Origin of the sequence: Nonomuraea sp. PA05, from assembly GCF_008086045.1 — a bacterium.
Classification (GTDB): Bacteria; Actinomycetota; Actinomycetes; order Streptosporangiales; family Streptosporangiaceae; genus Nonomuraea; species Nonomuraea monospora.
This window is the reverse complement of the sequence record NZ_VSEY01000006.1, coordinates 241511-256133: the sequence shown is the minus strand read 5'-3', so window position 1 is coordinate 256133 and position 14623 is coordinate 241511. Positions and strand designations below refer to the sequence as shown.

Annotated in this window: 17 protein-coding genes; 8 read left to right on the top strand and 9 right to left on the bottom strand. The window is 72.0% G+C overall.

Annotated elements, in window-relative coordinates:
• Window positions 1–3 precede the first annotated feature (3 nt).
• Window positions 4–423, bottom strand: coding sequence for a hypothetical protein (locus FXF51_RS12030; protein ID WP_262379450.1), 420 nt, complete (start codon window positions 421–423; stop codon window positions 4–6).
• A gap of 148 nt (window positions 424–571) precedes the next feature.
• Here FXF51_RS12030 and FXF51_RS12025 point away from each other — a divergent pair, with 148 nt between their 5' ends.
• From FXF51_RS12025 to FXF51_RS12015, 3 genes are read left to right on the top strand one after another with little or no spacing between them, the layout of a single operon-like run.
• Window positions 572–1273 (top strand): pyrimidine reductase family protein, encoded by a 702-nt coding sequence (locus tag FXF51_RS12025; RefSeq protein ID WP_262379449.1) that lies wholly within the window; start codon window positions 572–574, stop codon window positions 1271–1273.
• A complete protein-coding gene (locus FXF51_RS12020) occupies window positions 1270–2421 on the top strand; it encodes an ATP-dependent DNA ligase (protein WP_148434365.1) in 1152 nt (383 codons plus the stop codon). Before FXF51_RS12025 ends, FXF51_RS12020 begins: the two co-directional genes overlap by 4 nt.
• Window positions 2422–2447: 26 nt before the next feature.
• Window positions 2448–2789, top strand: a complete 342-nt coding sequence (locus tag FXF51_RS12015) for a hypothetical protein (protein WP_148434364.1) — start codon at window positions 2448–2450, stop codon at window positions 2787–2789.
• Here the strand turns inward: FXF51_RS12015 and FXF51_RS12010 are convergent.
• A complete protein-coding gene (locus FXF51_RS12010) occupies window positions 2786–3493 on the bottom strand; it encodes a polyphenol oxidase family protein (RefSeq protein ID WP_148434363.1) in 708 nt (235 codons plus the stop codon). The two genes, FXF51_RS12015 and FXF51_RS12010, sit on opposite strands and share 4 nt — an antisense overlap.
• Before the next feature lie 63 nt (window positions 3494–3556).
• Here FXF51_RS12010 and FXF51_RS60740 point away from each other — a divergent pair, with 63 nt between their 5' ends.
• Window positions 3557–3721 (top strand): hypothetical protein, encoded by a 165-nt coding sequence (locus FXF51_RS60740; protein WP_187414325.1) that lies wholly within the window; start codon window positions 3557–3559, stop codon window positions 3719–3721.
• Window positions 3721–4644: a U32 family peptidase gene (locus tag FXF51_RS12005; protein WP_222871245.1), complete on the top strand. Its 924-nt coding sequence runs from the start codon at window positions 3721–3723 to the stop codon at window positions 4642–4644. Before FXF51_RS60740 ends, FXF51_RS12005 begins: the two co-directional genes overlap by 1 nt.
• Before the next feature lie 90 nt (window positions 4645–4734).
• On the opposite strand, the gene FXF51_RS60735 is transcribed toward FXF51_RS12005, so the two are convergent.
• The 3 genes from FXF51_RS60735 to FXF51_RS11990 form a co-directional block, all read right to left on the bottom strand.
• Window positions 4735–5586, bottom strand: a complete 852-nt coding sequence (locus FXF51_RS60735; protein WP_187414324.1) for a calcium-binding protein — start codon at window positions 5584–5586, stop codon at window positions 4735–4737.
• Between the two features lie 11 nt (window positions 5587–5597).
• Window positions 5598–6077 (bottom strand): hypothetical protein, encoded by a 480-nt coding sequence (locus FXF51_RS11995; protein WP_148434362.1) that lies wholly within the window; start codon window positions 6075–6077, stop codon window positions 5598–5600.
• 209 nt (window positions 6078–6286) lie between these two features.
• A complete protein-coding gene (locus tag FXF51_RS11990) occupies window positions 6287–7372 on the bottom strand; it encodes a class I SAM-dependent methyltransferase (RefSeq protein WP_187414323.1) in 1086 nt (361 codons plus the stop codon).
• Between the two features lie 106 nt (window positions 7373–7478).
• Here FXF51_RS11990 and FXF51_RS11985 point away from each other — a divergent pair, with 106 nt between their 5' ends.
• Both FXF51_RS11985 and FXF51_RS11980 read left to right on the top strand, forming a co-directional pair.
• Window positions 7479–8912: an aldehyde dehydrogenase family protein gene (locus FXF51_RS11985; protein ID WP_148434360.1), complete on the top strand. Its 1434-nt coding sequence runs from the start codon at window positions 7479–7481 to the stop codon at window positions 8910–8912.
• A 19-nt stretch (window positions 8913–8931) separates the two neighbouring features.
• Window positions 8932–9807, top strand: a complete 876-nt coding sequence (locus FXF51_RS11980; RefSeq protein WP_148434359.1) for a tetratricopeptide repeat protein — start codon at window positions 8932–8934, stop codon at window positions 9805–9807.
• Window positions 9808–9884: 77 nt separating this feature from the next.
• Here FXF51_RS11980 and FXF51_RS11975 read toward each other — a convergent pair whose 3' ends face one another.
• The 3 genes from FXF51_RS11975 to FXF51_RS11965 form a co-directional block, all read right to left on the bottom strand.
• The gene (locus tag FXF51_RS11975) at window positions 9885–10736 is read right to left on the bottom strand and encodes an alpha/beta fold hydrolase (RefSeq protein WP_148434358.1); all 852 of its coding nucleotides are present in this window, start codon (window positions 10734–10736) and stop codon (window positions 9885–9887) included.
• A 77-nt stretch (window positions 10737–10813) separates the two neighbouring features.
• A complete protein-coding gene (locus FXF51_RS11970; RefSeq protein WP_148434357.1) occupies window positions 10814–11215 on the bottom strand; it encodes an RNHCP domain-containing protein in 402 nt (133 codons plus the stop codon).
• A 1-nt stretch (window position 11216) separates the two neighbouring features.
• The gene (locus tag FXF51_RS11965; RefSeq protein ID WP_148434356.1) at window positions 11217–11564 is read right to left on the bottom strand and encodes an RNHCP domain-containing protein; all 348 of its coding nucleotides are present in this window, start codon (window positions 11562–11564) and stop codon (window positions 11217–11219) included.
• Between the two features lie 289 nt (window positions 11565–11853).
• Between FXF51_RS11965 and FXF51_RS11960 the strand changes: the two genes are divergently transcribed.
• Entirely contained in the window at window positions 11854–13944 is a 2091-nt protein-coding gene (locus FXF51_RS11960) for an acyl-CoA dehydrogenase (RefSeq protein WP_148434355.1), read from the top strand.
• Here FXF51_RS11960 and FXF51_RS11955 read toward each other — a convergent pair.
• Entirely contained in the window at window positions 13904–14605 is a 702-nt protein-coding gene (locus tag FXF51_RS11955) for a class F sortase (RefSeq protein WP_262379448.1), read from the bottom strand. The two genes, FXF51_RS11960 and FXF51_RS11955, sit on opposite strands and share 41 nt — an antisense overlap.
• Window positions 14606–14623 lie beyond the last annotated feature (18 nt).

Genomic DNA, 14623 nt, shown 5'->3' with positions numbered 1-14623 from the left:
CGGTCAGAAGACGCGGGCGGCGCTGGCGGTGAGGAAGACGAGCGTGAACGCCGTCACCCCGGCCAGCCCGTGCAGCGTCACGGCCAGGACGGGGAAGCCGCGCCCGGCCATCTGGTGGCGTCCGCCGCCGAGCCACCGGGTGAACATGGTGAACCCGAGGAGCGCGGCCGCCGCCAGGCCCGCGAAGGCCGCCCAGGCGAGGGCGCGGCTGCCCGTGGCGAGGCCGGCGGCGTAGCAGACCAGCGCCGTGACGGCGAGCGCCGGATGGGCGAAGACGACGGCGGCGGGGAAGCGGGTGACCTTGGCGCGGCGCAGGCCGCCGCCCGCGAGCCACAAGAAGAGCAGGTACACCCCGGCGAGTGCGGCGACCGTCCATGCCGCGGCGGTGAGCAGCCCCACAGCGTGCCTCCCGTCGAATCCCATCCCTATCGTCACGTTAAGCGGAGAATTGTCGGTACGCCCGCCAATCAGGAAAAGCGGTAAAACCCCTGGCCGATCGATTGTCGGTGGCGTGTGCCAAGGTAGAGGGGTGCGGCGCATTCATCCCGACATACAAGACAATCCGGATATCGTGCAGGCCTACGCCTACCCCGAGGACCGGCCCTGGCTGCGGCTCAACATGGTCGCCAGCGCCGACGGCGCGGCCTGGCTGAAGGGGCGCTCGGGCCCGCTGTCGAGCAAGGGCGACAAGCGTGTCTTCCAGCTCCTGCGCGGGCTGGCCGACGTGATCGTCGCGGGCGCCGCGACCGTGCGCAAGGAGGGGTACGGCCCCGTCCCGCCGCGCGACACCTGGGCGGAGATCCGGCAGGGGCGGCCCGAGGTGCCGCCCATCGCCGTGATCACCCGCAGCCTCGCCCTCGACCTCGACGGCGAGCTGTTCTGCGACGCGCCGAGCAGGACGATCGTGATCACCTGCGAGGCGGCGCCGCACGATCGGCGCAGGGAGGCGGCCAAGCGCGCCGACCTGATCGTGGCCGGCGAGGAGGGCGTCGACATGCGGCGGGCCGTGGCCGAGCTGCACCAGCGCGGGCTGACCAAGGTGCTGTGCGAGGGCGGGCCCCGCATCAACGCCCAGCTCTCGGCGGCCGGCCTGGTCGACGAGCTGTGCCTGTCGATCAGCCCGCTGCTGGTGGGCGGCGGCGCGGCGCGCATCCAGAACGGCGAGCCCGCGCAGGTCGCACTGGATCTCAGCCAGGTGCTGGAGGAGGATGGCGTCCTCTTCTGCAAGTACACGAGGGCCGTTCACGGGGACGACGAGGGAGCACAGCCATGACCGACGAGCCGACCGCACCGGAGGTGGCGGAGGAGCCGGAGCCGGTGCCCAACCTGGTGGTGCGGCCGCCGGTGGCGCCGATGCTGGCCAAGCCGGTCAAGGCGATGCCCGAGCAGGACGGCACGCTGCTCTACGAGCCGAAGTGGGACGGGTTCCGCTGCATCATCTTCCGTGACGGCGACGAGGTCTACCTGGGCAGCCGCAACGAGCGGCCGTTCACCCGCTACTTCCCCGAGCTGGTCGAGGCGGTCAGGGCCGAGCTGCCCGACAAGGTGGTGGTGGACGGCGAGATCGTGCTGCCGATGGGCTCGCAGCTCGACTTCGACGCCCTGCAGCAGCGCATCCACCCGGCCAAGTCGCGGGTGACGATGTTGTCGGAGCGCACGCCCGCCCAGTTCGTCGCGTTCGACCTGCTGGCGCTGGGCGAGGAGTCGCTGATGGAGACGCCGTTCGCGGAGCGGCGGGCGCGGCTGGTGGAATTGTTCGGCGAGAAGGCCGGTTCCGTGCGGCTGACGCCCGTCACGACCAGCTACGACCAGGCACTCGAATGGTTCGAGATGTTCGAGGGGGCCGGGCTCGACGGCATCATCGTCAAGCCGGGCGACCAGCCGTACGTGCCCGACAAGCGCACGATGTTCAAGGTCAAGCACGAGCGCACCGCCGACGTGGTGATCTGCGGCTACCGCGAGCACAAGACCGGGCCGATCGTGGGCTCACTGCTGCTCGGCCTGTACGGCGACGACGGGCGGCTGCACCACGTGGGGGTGGCGGCCTCGTTCCCGATGAAGCGCAGGGCGGAGCTGGTCGAGGAGATCAAGCCGTACCTCGCGGAGCTGAGCGAGCACCCGTGGGGGCACTGGGCGCAGCAGGCGCAGGCCAACCTCGGCCAGCCGGCCGCCGGGCCGGCGACGGGCGGGCAGCGGGTGCCGGGGGCGGTGTCGCGGTGGAACGCCAAGAAGGATCTGTCGTTCATCCCGTTGCGGCCGGAGCTGGTGATCGAGGTGGCCTACGACCAGATGGAGGGTGATCGGTTCCGGCACACGGCGCAGTTCCGGCGGTGGCGGCCGGACCGTACGCCCGAATCGTGCACCTATGAGCAGTTGGAGCGTCCGGTTAGTTACAACCTTGACGACATCCTTGCCCGCTAGCGATACATCCCGTTATATCTCGACATATGAGTACAGGGGATGAGTTGCGGGCCGCCGTGTCGGCGCGGCGGGATCTGGGGCCCGAGTACGAGAACGAGGTCGTGGAGTCCTTCCTCGACAAGATGGGGCAGGAGATCGACCGGCGGGTGGACGAGCGGCTGGCCAAGGCCTCGCCCAAGGCCGGACCGGTCAACCAGAACGTGGCCGACGGGCAGCGGCTCGCCCTGGCCATCGTCTCGCTGGTGCTGGCCACGGGGGCCACGCTCGCCGTCATCCTGACCGGGAGCGAGGCGTCCTACGTGATCCCGATCTGGATCGGCGTGATCATCGTGAACGCGATCTTCAACGGCAACCGGGGGAAGAGCTAGGCCAGCCAGATCAGCCCGGCGAACCGGCCGCCGGGCTGCTCCCTGCGGTGGGAGTACAGCTCCTGCGCCTCGATCGTGCAGCGCGCGTCGTGCCGCACGTCGGCCAGCCCCGCCGCCCTGAGCTGAGCCTCGATCCCGGCCCGCAGGTCGAGCGCGGGCGTCTGCCACGACGTCGTCGACCAGGTCGCGGGCACCCGCGACGCCACCCGCTCGCGCAGGTCGGCGGGCACCTCGTAGCAGCGGCCGCACGCGCCGGGGCCGATCAGCGCCACCATCCTGCCCGGCTCGGCGCCCTTGGCCGCCATCGCCTCGACCAGCGCCGTGGCGATGCCCGCCTCCGTGCCGGGGCGGCCGGAGTGCGCCGCGCCTGCCATGCGGGCCACCGGGTCGGCCACCAGCACCGCGGGGCAGTCGGCCCCGAGCGAGGCCAGCGCCAAGCCGGGCTCGGTGGTGAAGACGCCGTCGAGCGGCGGCGGGTCGTCGCCGAACGGCTCGCTCACGTACGCGACGTCGGCGCTGTGGACCTGGCGCATGAACACCACTGCCCGCACGCCCAGCTCCGCCCGGACGCCCTCGCGGTTGGCGCGCACGCTGGCCGGGTCGTCGCCGACGAGGCCGCCGAGGTTGCGCGAGCCGTACGGCGGGGCGCTGATGCCTCCGTGGCGGTCAGTGATGGCGACGTGGACACCGGGGGCGAGCTGCATGCCCCGATCCTAGAGCCCCTGCCAGGTGATCTTCTCGTTGGCGGGGAAAGCAGGGGCGGCGGTGTGGAAGTCGGCGCTGCCGAAGTGCCGGAGGTGCACCCGTGCCGGGGGCCGCTGATATCGACGGCCGGGAACCGGGCAGAGCTGGAATTGTGGGACGAAGACGACATCGGCCGGCGCACCACGCTCGGGCGTGCAGAAGTGATCTATGACGAGGAGACCCCCTGATGACCAGCCTTGCCGACCTCCACGCCCTGATGGCCCGCCTCGGCCACCCCGTGGTGGCGACCGCCGCGCCCATGGCGCCCGGTTTCGCGGACGGGGCGCCGTACCGCTTCGAGATCCCCAGCGTCGAGGGGCCCGACGTGCTGGAGGCGGTGGTCGCCGAAGCCGACCGGCTCGGCGTGCCCGTCGCCAGGACCTCGCAGGGCAGCGGCGTGATGATGCTGGCCGACGACGAGATCACCCGGATGGCGCGCATCGGCGCCGAGCGCCGCATGGAGGTCAACCTGTTCCTCGGGCCGCGCGCCGCCTGGGACACCGGCGGCCAGGCCAAGCTCACCCAGGCCGTCGGCGCCGCCGCGCGCGGCAACGCGATGGTGGCGGCGTGCGTGGCGGACGCGCTGCGGGCCTGCTCGCTGGGCATCCGCAGCCTGCTCGTCAGCGACCTCGGGACGCTGGACGTGCTGCGCGCGCTCAAGGCGGACGGCACGCTGCCCGCGAACCTGGTGCTGAAGACGTCGGTGCTGATGCCGCTCACCAACGGGCCGACCGCCGCCGTGTACGAGCGGCTCGGCGCCACCACCGTCAACGTGGGCACCGACCTGACCGTGCCGCAGCTCGCCGAGATCCGGGCCGCCACCGGGCTGCCGATCGACCTCTACCTGGAGGTGCCGGATGATCAGGGTGGGTTCGTGCGGTTCTACGAGGCCGTGGAGATCGTCCGGGCCGCCGCTCCCGTCTATCTGAAGATGGGTCTGCGTAACGCGCCCAACATCTATCCGTCGGGAGGGCATCTCGGGGCGGTGCCCAAGGAGCTGGGCAGGGAGCGGGTGCGGCGGGCGGCGTTGGTGCGGCGGTTGATCGAGGAGCTTGACCCGGCGCTGGGCAAGCCGTCGGAGAGCGCCGATCTGGGCGTGCCCGAGGTGTAGAGGGCCGGCGCCACCGTGTCGCGATGCCGCCTGCGTGCCCGAGGTGGAGAGGGCCGGCGGCACCGTGTGTGGCGATGCCGCCGGCCGCGGCTACGGTCTCAGGACCTCGGTGGTCTCGCAACCGGTGAACGTGTCGGCCGGTGAGCCGTCGGCAGAAAGCCTGAGGTCGGACGTGCAGTGGTCGGAGCCGCCGCCACCGTCGAGGGTCCCGCCGCCCCTGGCGGTGAGGCGGTCGTCTCCGCCCAGCCCCTGAACCTGGTCACGCCCGCCGCTGCCGTCGATGACGTTCGGGCCCGCGTTGCCGATGAGCACGTCGTCGAACTGGTTGCCCCGCAGGTTCTCCACGTCCGCCGCGATGCTGTCCCTGGCCCCGGCGGGGCCGTCGTCGATGTTGCCGTCGTCGCCGGTCGCGCCGTCGAGGTCGGCGCGGACGCCGGTCAGGCTCGGGGTCGCGGGGTAGACGGCGGTGTCGAAGCCGCCCCCGCCCTGGATCACGTCGGCGCCCGCCTCGCCTATCAGCTCGTCGTTGCCGGATCCGCCGGTGAGCCGGTCGTCGTCCTTGCCGCCGGTCAGGCGCGCGGCGTAGGTGGTGGCGTTGGTGATGGTGTCGTCGCCGTCGAGCCCGCGGACGGCGATGACCGGGCCAGGCCCGATCGGGCAGCGCGCCTCGTGCGGGTTCACCACGGCGCAGCCTCCGGTGCCCGTGGCGATGGTGCCGGTGGGGTCGGTCAGCACGAAGGACCCGCCGTCGACGCTGATGGTGATCTGGTCGGCGGCGCCCACGGTGGCGTCGTACTTGACGCCGCCGAAGCCGCGCACCACACCGGGCTGGCAGTCGCCGTAGCAGGGGGCGGCCGTCGCGGGCTGCGCGAGGAGGGCGGGCAGGACGGCCAGCGCCGCCGCGGCCACGGCCAGCCGCCTCAGGTCGCACGTAACGGACATGATCGCTCCTTTCAGGCGGGGAGGCCGTTGCCGAGGAAGAGCTTGTAGTTGACGGGGACGCGTGCGGGCGTGGGGCCGATGGCCGCGGTGACGCACACCCAGAACGCTCCGGGCAGGAGCGGGTCGCCCGCCTGTACGGAGACGGAGAAGAAGTCGGTGGTCTCCCGCTTCACCACTTTGGCGCCGGTGAAGAAGTCCGTGCCGGGGTCGCCGCGCCGCAGCTCGAAGTTTGCCGGGACGCCGACGGGCACGCCGGACGAGTTGAACTGGAAGGCCGATCCGCTCGCGGCGACGATGTCCTTCGATCCCGCCTCGAACGGTCCCGCGCACGCCTGGCTCGGCGTCGTGACGGTGCCCTGCGCGGACATGGTGTCGATGGTGGCGCTGCTGGCCGTGGCGGGATGCAGCGTGAGCGCCGCGGTCAGCGCGGCGGCCAGGCCGGCGGCCGCCAGGAGCGTCCGGCGGCGGCCCGCGAGAATGGTGGTGGACAAGGTGATCTCCCAGGGTCGAAGCGCCGGTCGGGGGTGACCGGCGCCTTGTCCCTGAGGCGTGACATCGCGGTTCCGTCAGGTTCCGCCGCGTGCCACGCCACCTGGGGAGTCGGGCGTGCAGGCGTCAGGTTCCGCCGCGTGCCACGTCACCTGGGGAGTCGGGCGTGCAGGCGTCAGGTTCCGCCGCGCGCGACGCTGCCCCGGGAGAGTCAGGCGTGCAGGCGGTGGACCGTGAGGGGGCCGCCGCCCCAGCGGCCGATCGCCTCCTCGTCGGCGAAGGCGAGCACCCGCATCATGTTGCCGCCGTCGCTCAGCTCCACGTTGCGGCGCAGCCGGGTGACCAGGTCGGCGGGCAGCTTGGTGGTGCCTGCCTCGATCGTGTCGCCGTAGTGCGGGGCGAAGGCCACGCCCGCGAAGCCGCTCCGGCCGAGCAGCGTGCGCACGGTCTCGGAGGAGTAGAACATCAGGTGGTTCTTGGTGAAGCCGCTCCACCCGGCCCCGTACGCCTTGAGCAGCAGCGAGCGCGCGTTCACCGTCAGGATGAGCAGCACCCCGCCGGGCGCCAGCAGGCGGCGGAAGAGCCGGAAGTCCTCCAGCGGCCTCGGCAGGTGCGCGAGCACCGACCAGAGGGTGATCACGTCGAAGCCGCCCGCGGCGATCTCCGGCACGTCACCGGGCGCGCCGAAGTAGGTGCGGGCCTTGCTGAGCCGCTGGTTGGCCTGCTCGACCGACTCCGGCGACAGGTCCACCCCGTAGGCGTCGAAGCCGCGCTGCTCGGCCAGCTCCAGGAACAGCCCGACGCCGGAGCCGAAGTCGAGCAGCCGCCGTTCCTTGCCCTCGTCGAAGACCGGGGCGAACGACTTCATGGTCAGGTCGTAGCGGCGTTGCCGGTTGGCGGCGTACTTTCCGGTCAGGAAGCTGCTGTAGCCGGTGGCGTACAGGTCGCCGAGGCGTTCGGGGCGGACGTTGGGGTTGCGGTAGAGGAAGCCGCAGGACGGGCAGCGTACGACGTGATAGCGCCAGCCCTTGGAGCCGGGCGCGCCGCCGGTCGGGGTGAAGAGCGGCTGCTGGCGGGACTCCCCGCACATCATGCAGCTCAGGAACTCCTCGATCTCGCCCAGGGGCCGCAGCCGCTGGTACGCGGCGAGCGGCATGACCGGCCGCTGCCTGATGAGCAGGCGCCACTGCGCCTCCCGGATGAGCCGTTCGCCGGGACGGACGTACACCCGCTGGCCCCAGGGAACCCGATCGTAACGCGAGCCGTATGCCAACCGGCCGAGCAATCTGCGCGCCATAGCCACCACCCTTTGTGCGTTTGTGCCCGAGTGTTTCGCCGCTATGCGTACGGTTGGGTGATCTTTGGGGCTGGCCCACGTAATTGAGCAAGCATATGCTTGGTTCATGCCTGAGTTCCGCAACCTCATCGGCGGCGAGCTGGTCCCCGCCACCCGCACCATGGACACGGTCAACCCGGCCACGGGCGAGGCGTGGGCCACGATCCCGGCCGGTGGCGCCGCCGAGGCCGAGGCGGCCGTCGAGGCGGCCGGGCGCGCCTTCCCCGCCTGGTCGGCGCTGCCCGCGCTCGCCAGGGCGCACGTCCTGCGCAAGGTCTCGGACGTGTTCGGCCGGCACGCCGAGGAGCTGGCCAGGCTGGAGACCCGCGACAACGGACGGATCCTGCGCGACACCCTCAAACGGGACCTGCCGGGCATGGCGCACCTGTGGCAACTCGCGGCCGGGCAGTGCCTCGACGCCGTCAAGGGCGACACCGTGCTGCTGGGGCCGGACACGCTCGGGCTGACGCGGCGCGAGCCCTACGGGGTGGCGGTCTGCATCATCCCGTGGAACTCCCCCATCTCGACCTTCTCCGCCAAGGCCGCCTACGCGCTCGCCGCCGGGAACACGGTGATCGTCAAACCGGCCGAGCAGGCCAGCGCGTCGGTGCTGCGGCTGGGCGAGCTGCTGGCGGAGGTGTTCCCGCCTGGGGTGCTGAACATCGTCAGCGGCCTGGGCGAGGAGGTCGGCGACGCTCTCGTACGGCACCGCGGCGTCGGCAAGATCAGCCTCACCGGCTCGACCGCCACCGGCCAGGCCATCACCCGCGCCTCGGCGGACGCGCTCAAACCGATGACGTTCGAGCTGGGCGGCAAGTCGCCCAACATCGTCTTCCCCGACGCCGACCTGGACGCCGCCACCCAGGGCGTCACCGTGAACTCCGTCTACACCGGCAACGCCGGGCAGGTGTGCGTGGCCGGCTCGCGCATCCTCATCCACCGCTCGATCTGGGACGAGATGCTCGGGCGCATCGAGCGGGCCTGCGCCGGGCTGGTCCTCGGGGATCCGCTGGACCTGGCCACGACGATGGGGCCGATCGTGTCCGCCGGGCAGTACGAGCGGGTCACGTCGTACCTGGAGCTGGCCGAGAAGGAGGGCGCGCGGCTCGTCTTCGGCGCGCGGACCGGCGCGGACGTGGTGCCCGCGCTGCCCGGGGGCTACTGGGTGGCGCCCACGCTGTACGCGAGCGAGGACAACTCGCTGCGCGTCTGCCAGGAGGAAATCTTCGGCCCGGTGGCGGTGGCCCTGCCGTTCTCGACCGAGGAGGAGGCGCTGGCCATCGCGAACGATTCCCCGTACGGGCTGGCGGCCGGTGTGTGGACCCGTGACCTGGGGCGTGCGCACCGGTTCGTCAGGGATCTGCGCAGCGGTACGGTGTGGGTCAACACCTTCAGGCAGATGCCGCCGGGGCTGCCGTTCGGCGGGGTCAAGGACAGCGGCTACGGCCACGATTCGGTCCTGGAGTACACCCGCGAAAAGGCGGCCATTATCCAGATTTAGTTGGATAGATTTACGCCTCATGAGCGAGGGGATCAAGGACCATTCCGAGCTGTCCGAGGCGGCCGCCCAGTCGCGCGCCTCGGTGCTGCGCAGCCGGGCCGAATCGTACATCGCGCTGTCGCGGCACGACGCCGCCATCGCCGACCTGACCGAGGCGATCGCGCTCGCGCCCGACAACGCCCGCGCCTGGCGGCTGCGCGGGGAGAGCCACCGCGTGATCGAGCGGCACGAGGCCGCGCTGGAGGACTTCGGCGAGGCGCTGCGCCTGGAGCCCGACAGCGCGTACGCGCTCGGCTCGCGCGGCCAGACCTACGCCGCGATGGGGCGCCTGGACGAGGCCATGGACGACTTCGAGCACGCGCTCACCCTCGCGCCCGACTCGTTGTGGATCCTGGAGGCCAAGGCGGACGCCCTGGTGGACCTGGACCGGCTGGACGAGGCTCTCGCCGAGCACTCCAAGATCATCTCTTTGAACGAGGAGCTCGCCTACTCCTGGGTGGCGCGGGGCGACCTGTACCAGCGGATGCAGCTCTACACCGAAGCCATCGACGACTACGGCAAGGCCCTGGAGGTCGATCCCGACTACGTACGCGCGCTGAGCCGTCGGGGCGAGGCCCTGCGCATGGCGGACCGGTACGAGGAGGCGCTGGCCGACCTCAACCGGGCGCTGGAGCTGGAGCCGGGCAACGATCGGGCACTCGGCAGCCGGGGCGCGGTGCTGAGCGAGCTGGGTGACAACGAAGGGGCGTTGCGGGACCTGGACGCGGCCATCGAGCTGGATCCCGACTACGTGTGGGCGTTCCGGGTGCGTGGGGAGATCTTGCAGGAGCTGGAGCGGCACGAGGAGGCCATCTCGGACTTCACGCGGGCGTTGCGGCTGGACTTCGGGGACTGATCACGGTGGCCGCTCCGGCCTCGGGGGACCTTCCGCTTGGCCGCGCGGATCTTTCCGCCCGGCCACGCGGAGGCCGCTCAGCGCGATTGGCGGCGGCTTTCCGTGGCGAGCCACTCCACAGCCGCCTTCCCGGACGAGGGCAGGACCGAGATGTGGCCGTCGCCGGGCGACAGGCGAAGCTCAGCAGTGGGGCAGTGGCGGGCCAGCCATTCACCATGACCGACGGGCGCCACCCGATCCCTGTCGCCGTGGACGAGCAGGATCGGAGCGGTCACGGCGGTGACGTCGCAGCCCCACGGGCTCACGTAGGCCAGGTCGTCGGCGATCAGACCTTCCGGGCCCGCCGCCACGGCGGGCCCGACCACGCTGTCGAACCAGGACCACTCCCCCTCGAACGCCGCATGGTCTTCCGGGGTGAACATCTCGGGGTCGTACTCGGACGCCGCCTCGTGACGCTCCTTCGCCGCCCGTCCCCGGGCGGCGGCGCGCAGGGAGGCCTCGCAGGAGGGCGCCATGCCCGCGAACCAGTCAGGCATCGCCGGGTCATGGGGGGCCAGGGCCGACACGCTCAGGACTGCCAGCACGCGCTCCCCTAACTGGGCCGCGCAGGCGAGGGCGTGAGAGGCGCCGCCCGAGTGGCCCATGACGGCGAAACGGCCCAGGCCCAAGGCGTCGGCGACGTGGGTCGCGTACGTGGCCGCCGCGGCCAGGGGGCGGCCCGGCTCGGGGGTGGAGGCGCCGTAGCCCGGACGGTCGTAGGAGATCCAGCGCAGGGCCAGACGGTCGTCGAAGAGGGGCTCGGGCGGGGTGCCGAGGTTGGGGGTGCCGTGGTGCCACAGGATCGGCAGGTGATCGGTGGCTTGCGGGGCCGTGTCGTAGACGTGCAGGATCCGGTTTTCACCGATCGTGAGTTCGAATTCCTTCGTCACGACGACAAGCTTAGCCCCTGACGACCGTGCAGATGACCGGTGCCGGGACCGCGTACGAGCGGCCCCGGCAGGCGGCGTCACAGGGACAGCAGGGCGCTGACCGGGAGGCGGGAGTCCGACAGGGGGCGGATGGCGATGCGGAGCAGCGCCAGCGCGTTGTCGTCGCCCGCGATGCGGTTGGCGCTGAGCCCCCCGCAGGACTGGCAGCAGTGGATGATCAGCCACTCCCCGTCGCGCCGGACGGTGACGCTCAGCGCCGCCATCCGGCCCCGGCAGCCCGCCCGCCGATCCCCCGGGAGGCGGTGATCGACGTGCAGGCTGGTCAGGCAGTGCGGGCAGTGGTTGCGATGCGCGGTGCCCGGCGCGATCATCGGCACGTCCATGCGGCACCCGACGCAGCGGAACGCGTCGCCGGGCTCGGCATGGTGTGTCCTCTTGCGCCGTTGCGGCCGTTCCCGGCCCGGGTTCCTCCTGGGCATGTCACAGATCACCGAACGCCTCGAGCGGGAACGGCGGCTGCGCCAGCGGCCTCACGGCCATGCGCATGAGGATGAGCTGGTTGTCGTCCCCGCAGATGGGGTTCGACGTCAGCTCACCGCAGCGGGTGCAACGGTGGATGAGCATCCACTCGCCCGTACGGAGCACCGCGATCGAGATCGGGAGCATCCGTGACCGGCACTCGTCGAGCAGGTGCAGCGAGTGCAGGCAGCTCGGGCAGTGGTTGCGGCGAACGCCGTCCGGGGCGTGCGCGGTGACCGTCAGGCCGCAGCGGACGCACTGGAAAGTCTCGGTGCTCGCGATGGAACGAGGTTTGCCGTTGGCAGACAACCTGGGTACTCCTTGCCGGAATGGTCTTACTCAGGACAGCAAGGGAGCCCTGGCGTGCCTCGCGGGGCATGCTTCGGGAATGGCGGTCGTTCGTCAGGGGCAGGATCCGCCTGAGACACGGCGAGGCGCGCAGGGCGCGGTGCCAGGCATAAATCCCCCTCCTTGACGGGCACGACAGGCCCGGATGATTCCACCGAACGGACGCAAGCGAGCGTAACCGGGCGTGTCCGCCGATCGCCAACCATTTTTCTGGTGGCCTTTGACCGAACTAAGTTCTAGGGTCGGCGCTATGGGCATCGGGTTGAGCGGTGAGCATGTAGCGCTGGCGGATTCCGTGCGCGGGGTGGCCGGGCGAGGGGCCGATCATGCGGCGCTGGCCGGGCAAGGGGTGCTGGGGCTGCATCTGCCCGAGGAGGGTGGGGGGCAGGGGTACGGGCTGCTCGAGTTGTGCGTGGCGCTGGAGGCGTTGGGTGAGCGGCGGGTGCTGGGGGCGTACCTGCCGACGGTGATCGCCTCGGCGGTTCTCGGCCGCAGTGCGGGGTCGGGGGCACGTGGGTTGTCTGGTCGCTTTCGGATCGCGTTGACGCGTGGGCTCGCCGACGGGTCGCTGACCGCCGCCGTCGTGCTGATGCCCGGTTGTGCGCTCGGGTCCGCGCAGGCTGACCTGTTCGTCGTTCCGGTGGACGACGGCGGGTGGGCGGTGCTTGATCGGGCCGACGTCACCGCCGACCCGCTGGCGGGGGTCGATCCGGACCGGCCGCTGTGCTCCGTCACCGTACAGACCGTGCCCGCCGACCGGGTGATCGGTCCGGCTCCGGTACGGGAGCTCGCCGCCGTGCTGCTCGGCGCCGACGCGTGCGGGGTCGCGGCGTGGGCCGTGGCGACGGCGGCCGATCATGCCAAGGTGCGGGAGCAGTTCGGGCGGCCGATCGGGCAGTTCCAGGGGGTCAAGCATCGGGTGGCGGGCGCTCTGGTGGCGTTGGAGCAGGCCAGGGCCGCCGTGTGGGACGCCGCCAGAGCCCTGGACGAGGCCACCGCCACGAGCCTGGTCGGCGAGACGCGGCTGGCCCACGAGGTGCGGCTGGCCCACGAGACGCGGCTGGCCGTGGCCGTGGCGGCCGTGCTGGCGCCCGACGCCGCCGTCCGCTGCGCCGCCGACACGATCCAGGTGCTGGGCGGCATCGGCTACACCTTCGAGCACGACGCGCACCGCTACTACCGCCGCGCCCTGTCCGGCCGCATGCTGGCGGGCGACCCGGGCCCGTGGGCCGGGGAGGCGGCGCGGCTGGCGGTGGCGGGGGCGCGGCGGCGGATGGAGCCGGACCTGCCGGACGAGGCCGCCCCCGTCAGGGACACGATCAGGGCCGAGGCCGCGTCGCTGCGGGCCGAGGAGCAGGCGGCTAGGCGGGCCAGGCTCGCGGCGGAGGGCTGGATGATGCCGCACCTGCCCCGCCCTTGGGGCCGGGAGGCCACCCCGCTGGAGCAGGTGATCATTCACCAGGAGTTCCGCGACCTGGGCCGCCCGAACCTCGGCATCGCCGCGTGGGCCGTCCCGTCCATCGTCCGGTACGGCACCCGCGAGCAGCAGGACCGTTTCCTTCCGGGGACGTTCGCCGGCGAGATCGTGTGGTGCCAGCTCTTCAGCGAGCCCGGCGCAGGCTCGGACCTGGCCGGGCTGGCGACCAAGGCGGTGCGGGTGGAGGGCGGCTGGTCGCTGACCGGCCAGAAGATCTGGACGTCCCTCGCACAGTACGCGCACTGGGGCATCTGCCTCGCCCGGACCTCCCCCGACCGGCCCAAGCACGACGGCATCTCCTACTTCCTGGTGGACATGTCCTCGCCGGGCGTCACCGTCAGGCCGCTCAAGGAGATCAACGGGGACGAGATCTTCAACGAGGTCTTCCTCGACGACGTCTTCGTGCCGGACGACCTGGTCGTCGGGGCGGTGAACGAGGGCTGGCGGGTGGCCCGCGACACGCTCTCCCACGAACGGGTCGCCCTCGGCGACTCCTGGGGGCCCGGGTCGCGGCACACCGACATGGTCAAGCTCATCGCCCGGCTGCCCGGGCTCAGGGAGGCGCAGGCGGAGCAGGCGGGCCGCCTGTGGGCCGAGGGGCAGGCCATCTCGGCGCTCGACCTGCGGGTGACGCTGTCGCAGCTGGCCGGTGCCGACCCAGGCGCGGCGCCGTCCGTGCGCAAGCTGCTCGGCATGCGGCACGCGCAGGCGATCTCGGAGTTCTGCTGGTCGCTGGACCCGTCGGACCGGTACTGGAGCCGCATGATCCTGGCCACCCGGGCGTTCACGATCGGCGGCGGCACCACGGAGGTGCAGCTCAACATCATCGCCGAGCGCGCGCTCGGCCTCCCGCGCGATCCGTGACCTGGCTTCCGGGATAGTACGGGGCCGCGAGGTGGGCGTACACGATCGTGTTCTCCTCGTAGCTGTGCGCCTGCCGGTCGAACGCGCCACCACAGGTCACCAGGCGCAGCCCCGGATAGCGAAGCTTGCCGTACACCTTCTTGGCGGGGAAGCTCCGCTTCTGGGTGTGTTCGACCTTGTCCACGATGAAGACGGCCACCGAGCGGTCGGCGCGCAGCACCTGCACCTGGGCGCCGCGCCTGACCTCCTTGAGGCGGGCGAAGACGGCGGGCCCCGTCCGGGTGTCCAGGTGGCCGGTGATCACGGCGGCGCCGCGCTGGCCGGGGACGGGGCCGTAGCGGTACCAACCGGCCAGGTTCGGGGGGTCGAACGGCGGGTTCTGGATGGCGCCCTTCGCGTCCAGGCCCAGTTCCATGAGGGGGGCTGCCACGCCGATCGACGGGATGTACACGGCGGTGGGGCGGGCCGCGCGCATGGGCTCGGCCACCTTGGACGCGGGCACGCCGGGCAGTTCCTTGAGCGGCGCCGCGGGCGCCGGGGACTGCTCGGCCGCCACGGCGGCGGGAGCCGTGTCTCCGCCTCCACCGCCGAGCGCGCCGCCGATCCCTAAGGCGATCAGCAGCACGCCCGCCGCCGACACGGCCACCGCCGCACCCAGCACCGCCCGATTCCCCGCCGC

Excerpts from the sequence above, each read along its gene's own strand:
- FXF51_RS12010 (WP_148434363.1), bottom strand. The coding sequence starts at position 3,493 with ATGCAGCTCGCCCCCGGTGTCCACGTCGCCATCACTGACCGCCACGGA.
- FXF51_RS60735 (WP_187414324.1), bottom strand. The coding sequence starts at position 5,586 with ATGTCCGTTACGTGCGACCTGAGGCGGCTGGCCGTGGCCGCGGCGGCG.
- FXF51_RS12020 (WP_148434365.1), top strand. The coding sequence starts at position 1,270 with ATGACCGACGAGCCGACCGCACCGGAGGTGGCGGAGGAGCCGGAGCCG.
- FXF51_RS12030 (WP_262379450.1), bottom strand. The coding sequence starts at position 423 with ATGGGATTCGACGGGAGGCACGCTGTGGGGCTGCTCACCGCCGCGGCA.
- FXF51_RS12005 (WP_222871245.1), top strand. The coding sequence starts at position 3,721 with ATGACCAGCCTTGCCGACCTCCACGCCCTGATGGCCCGCCTCGGCCAC.
- FXF51_RS11960 (WP_148434355.1), top strand. The coding sequence starts at position 11,854 with ATGGGCATCGGGTTGAGCGGTGAGCATGTAGCGCTGGCGGATTCCGTG.
- FXF51_RS11970 (WP_148434357.1), bottom strand. The coding sequence starts at position 11,215 with ATGCCCAGGAGGAACCCGGGCCGGGAACGGCCGCAACGGCGCAAGAGG.
- FXF51_RS12015 (WP_148434364.1), top strand. The coding sequence starts at position 2,448 with ATGAGTACAGGGGATGAGTTGCGGGCCGCCGTGTCGGCGCGGCGGGAT.
- FXF51_RS11985 (WP_148434360.1), top strand. The coding sequence starts at position 7,479 with ATGCCTGAGTTCCGCAACCTCATCGGCGGCGAGCTGGTCCCCGCCACC.
- FXF51_RS11980 (WP_148434359.1), top strand. The coding sequence starts at position 8,932 with ATGAGCGAGGGGATCAAGGACCATTCCGAGCTGTCCGAGGCGGCCGCC.
- FXF51_RS11990 (WP_187414323.1), bottom strand. The coding sequence starts at position 7,372 with ATGGCGCGCAGATTGCTCGGCCGGTTGGCATACGGCTCGCGTTACGAT.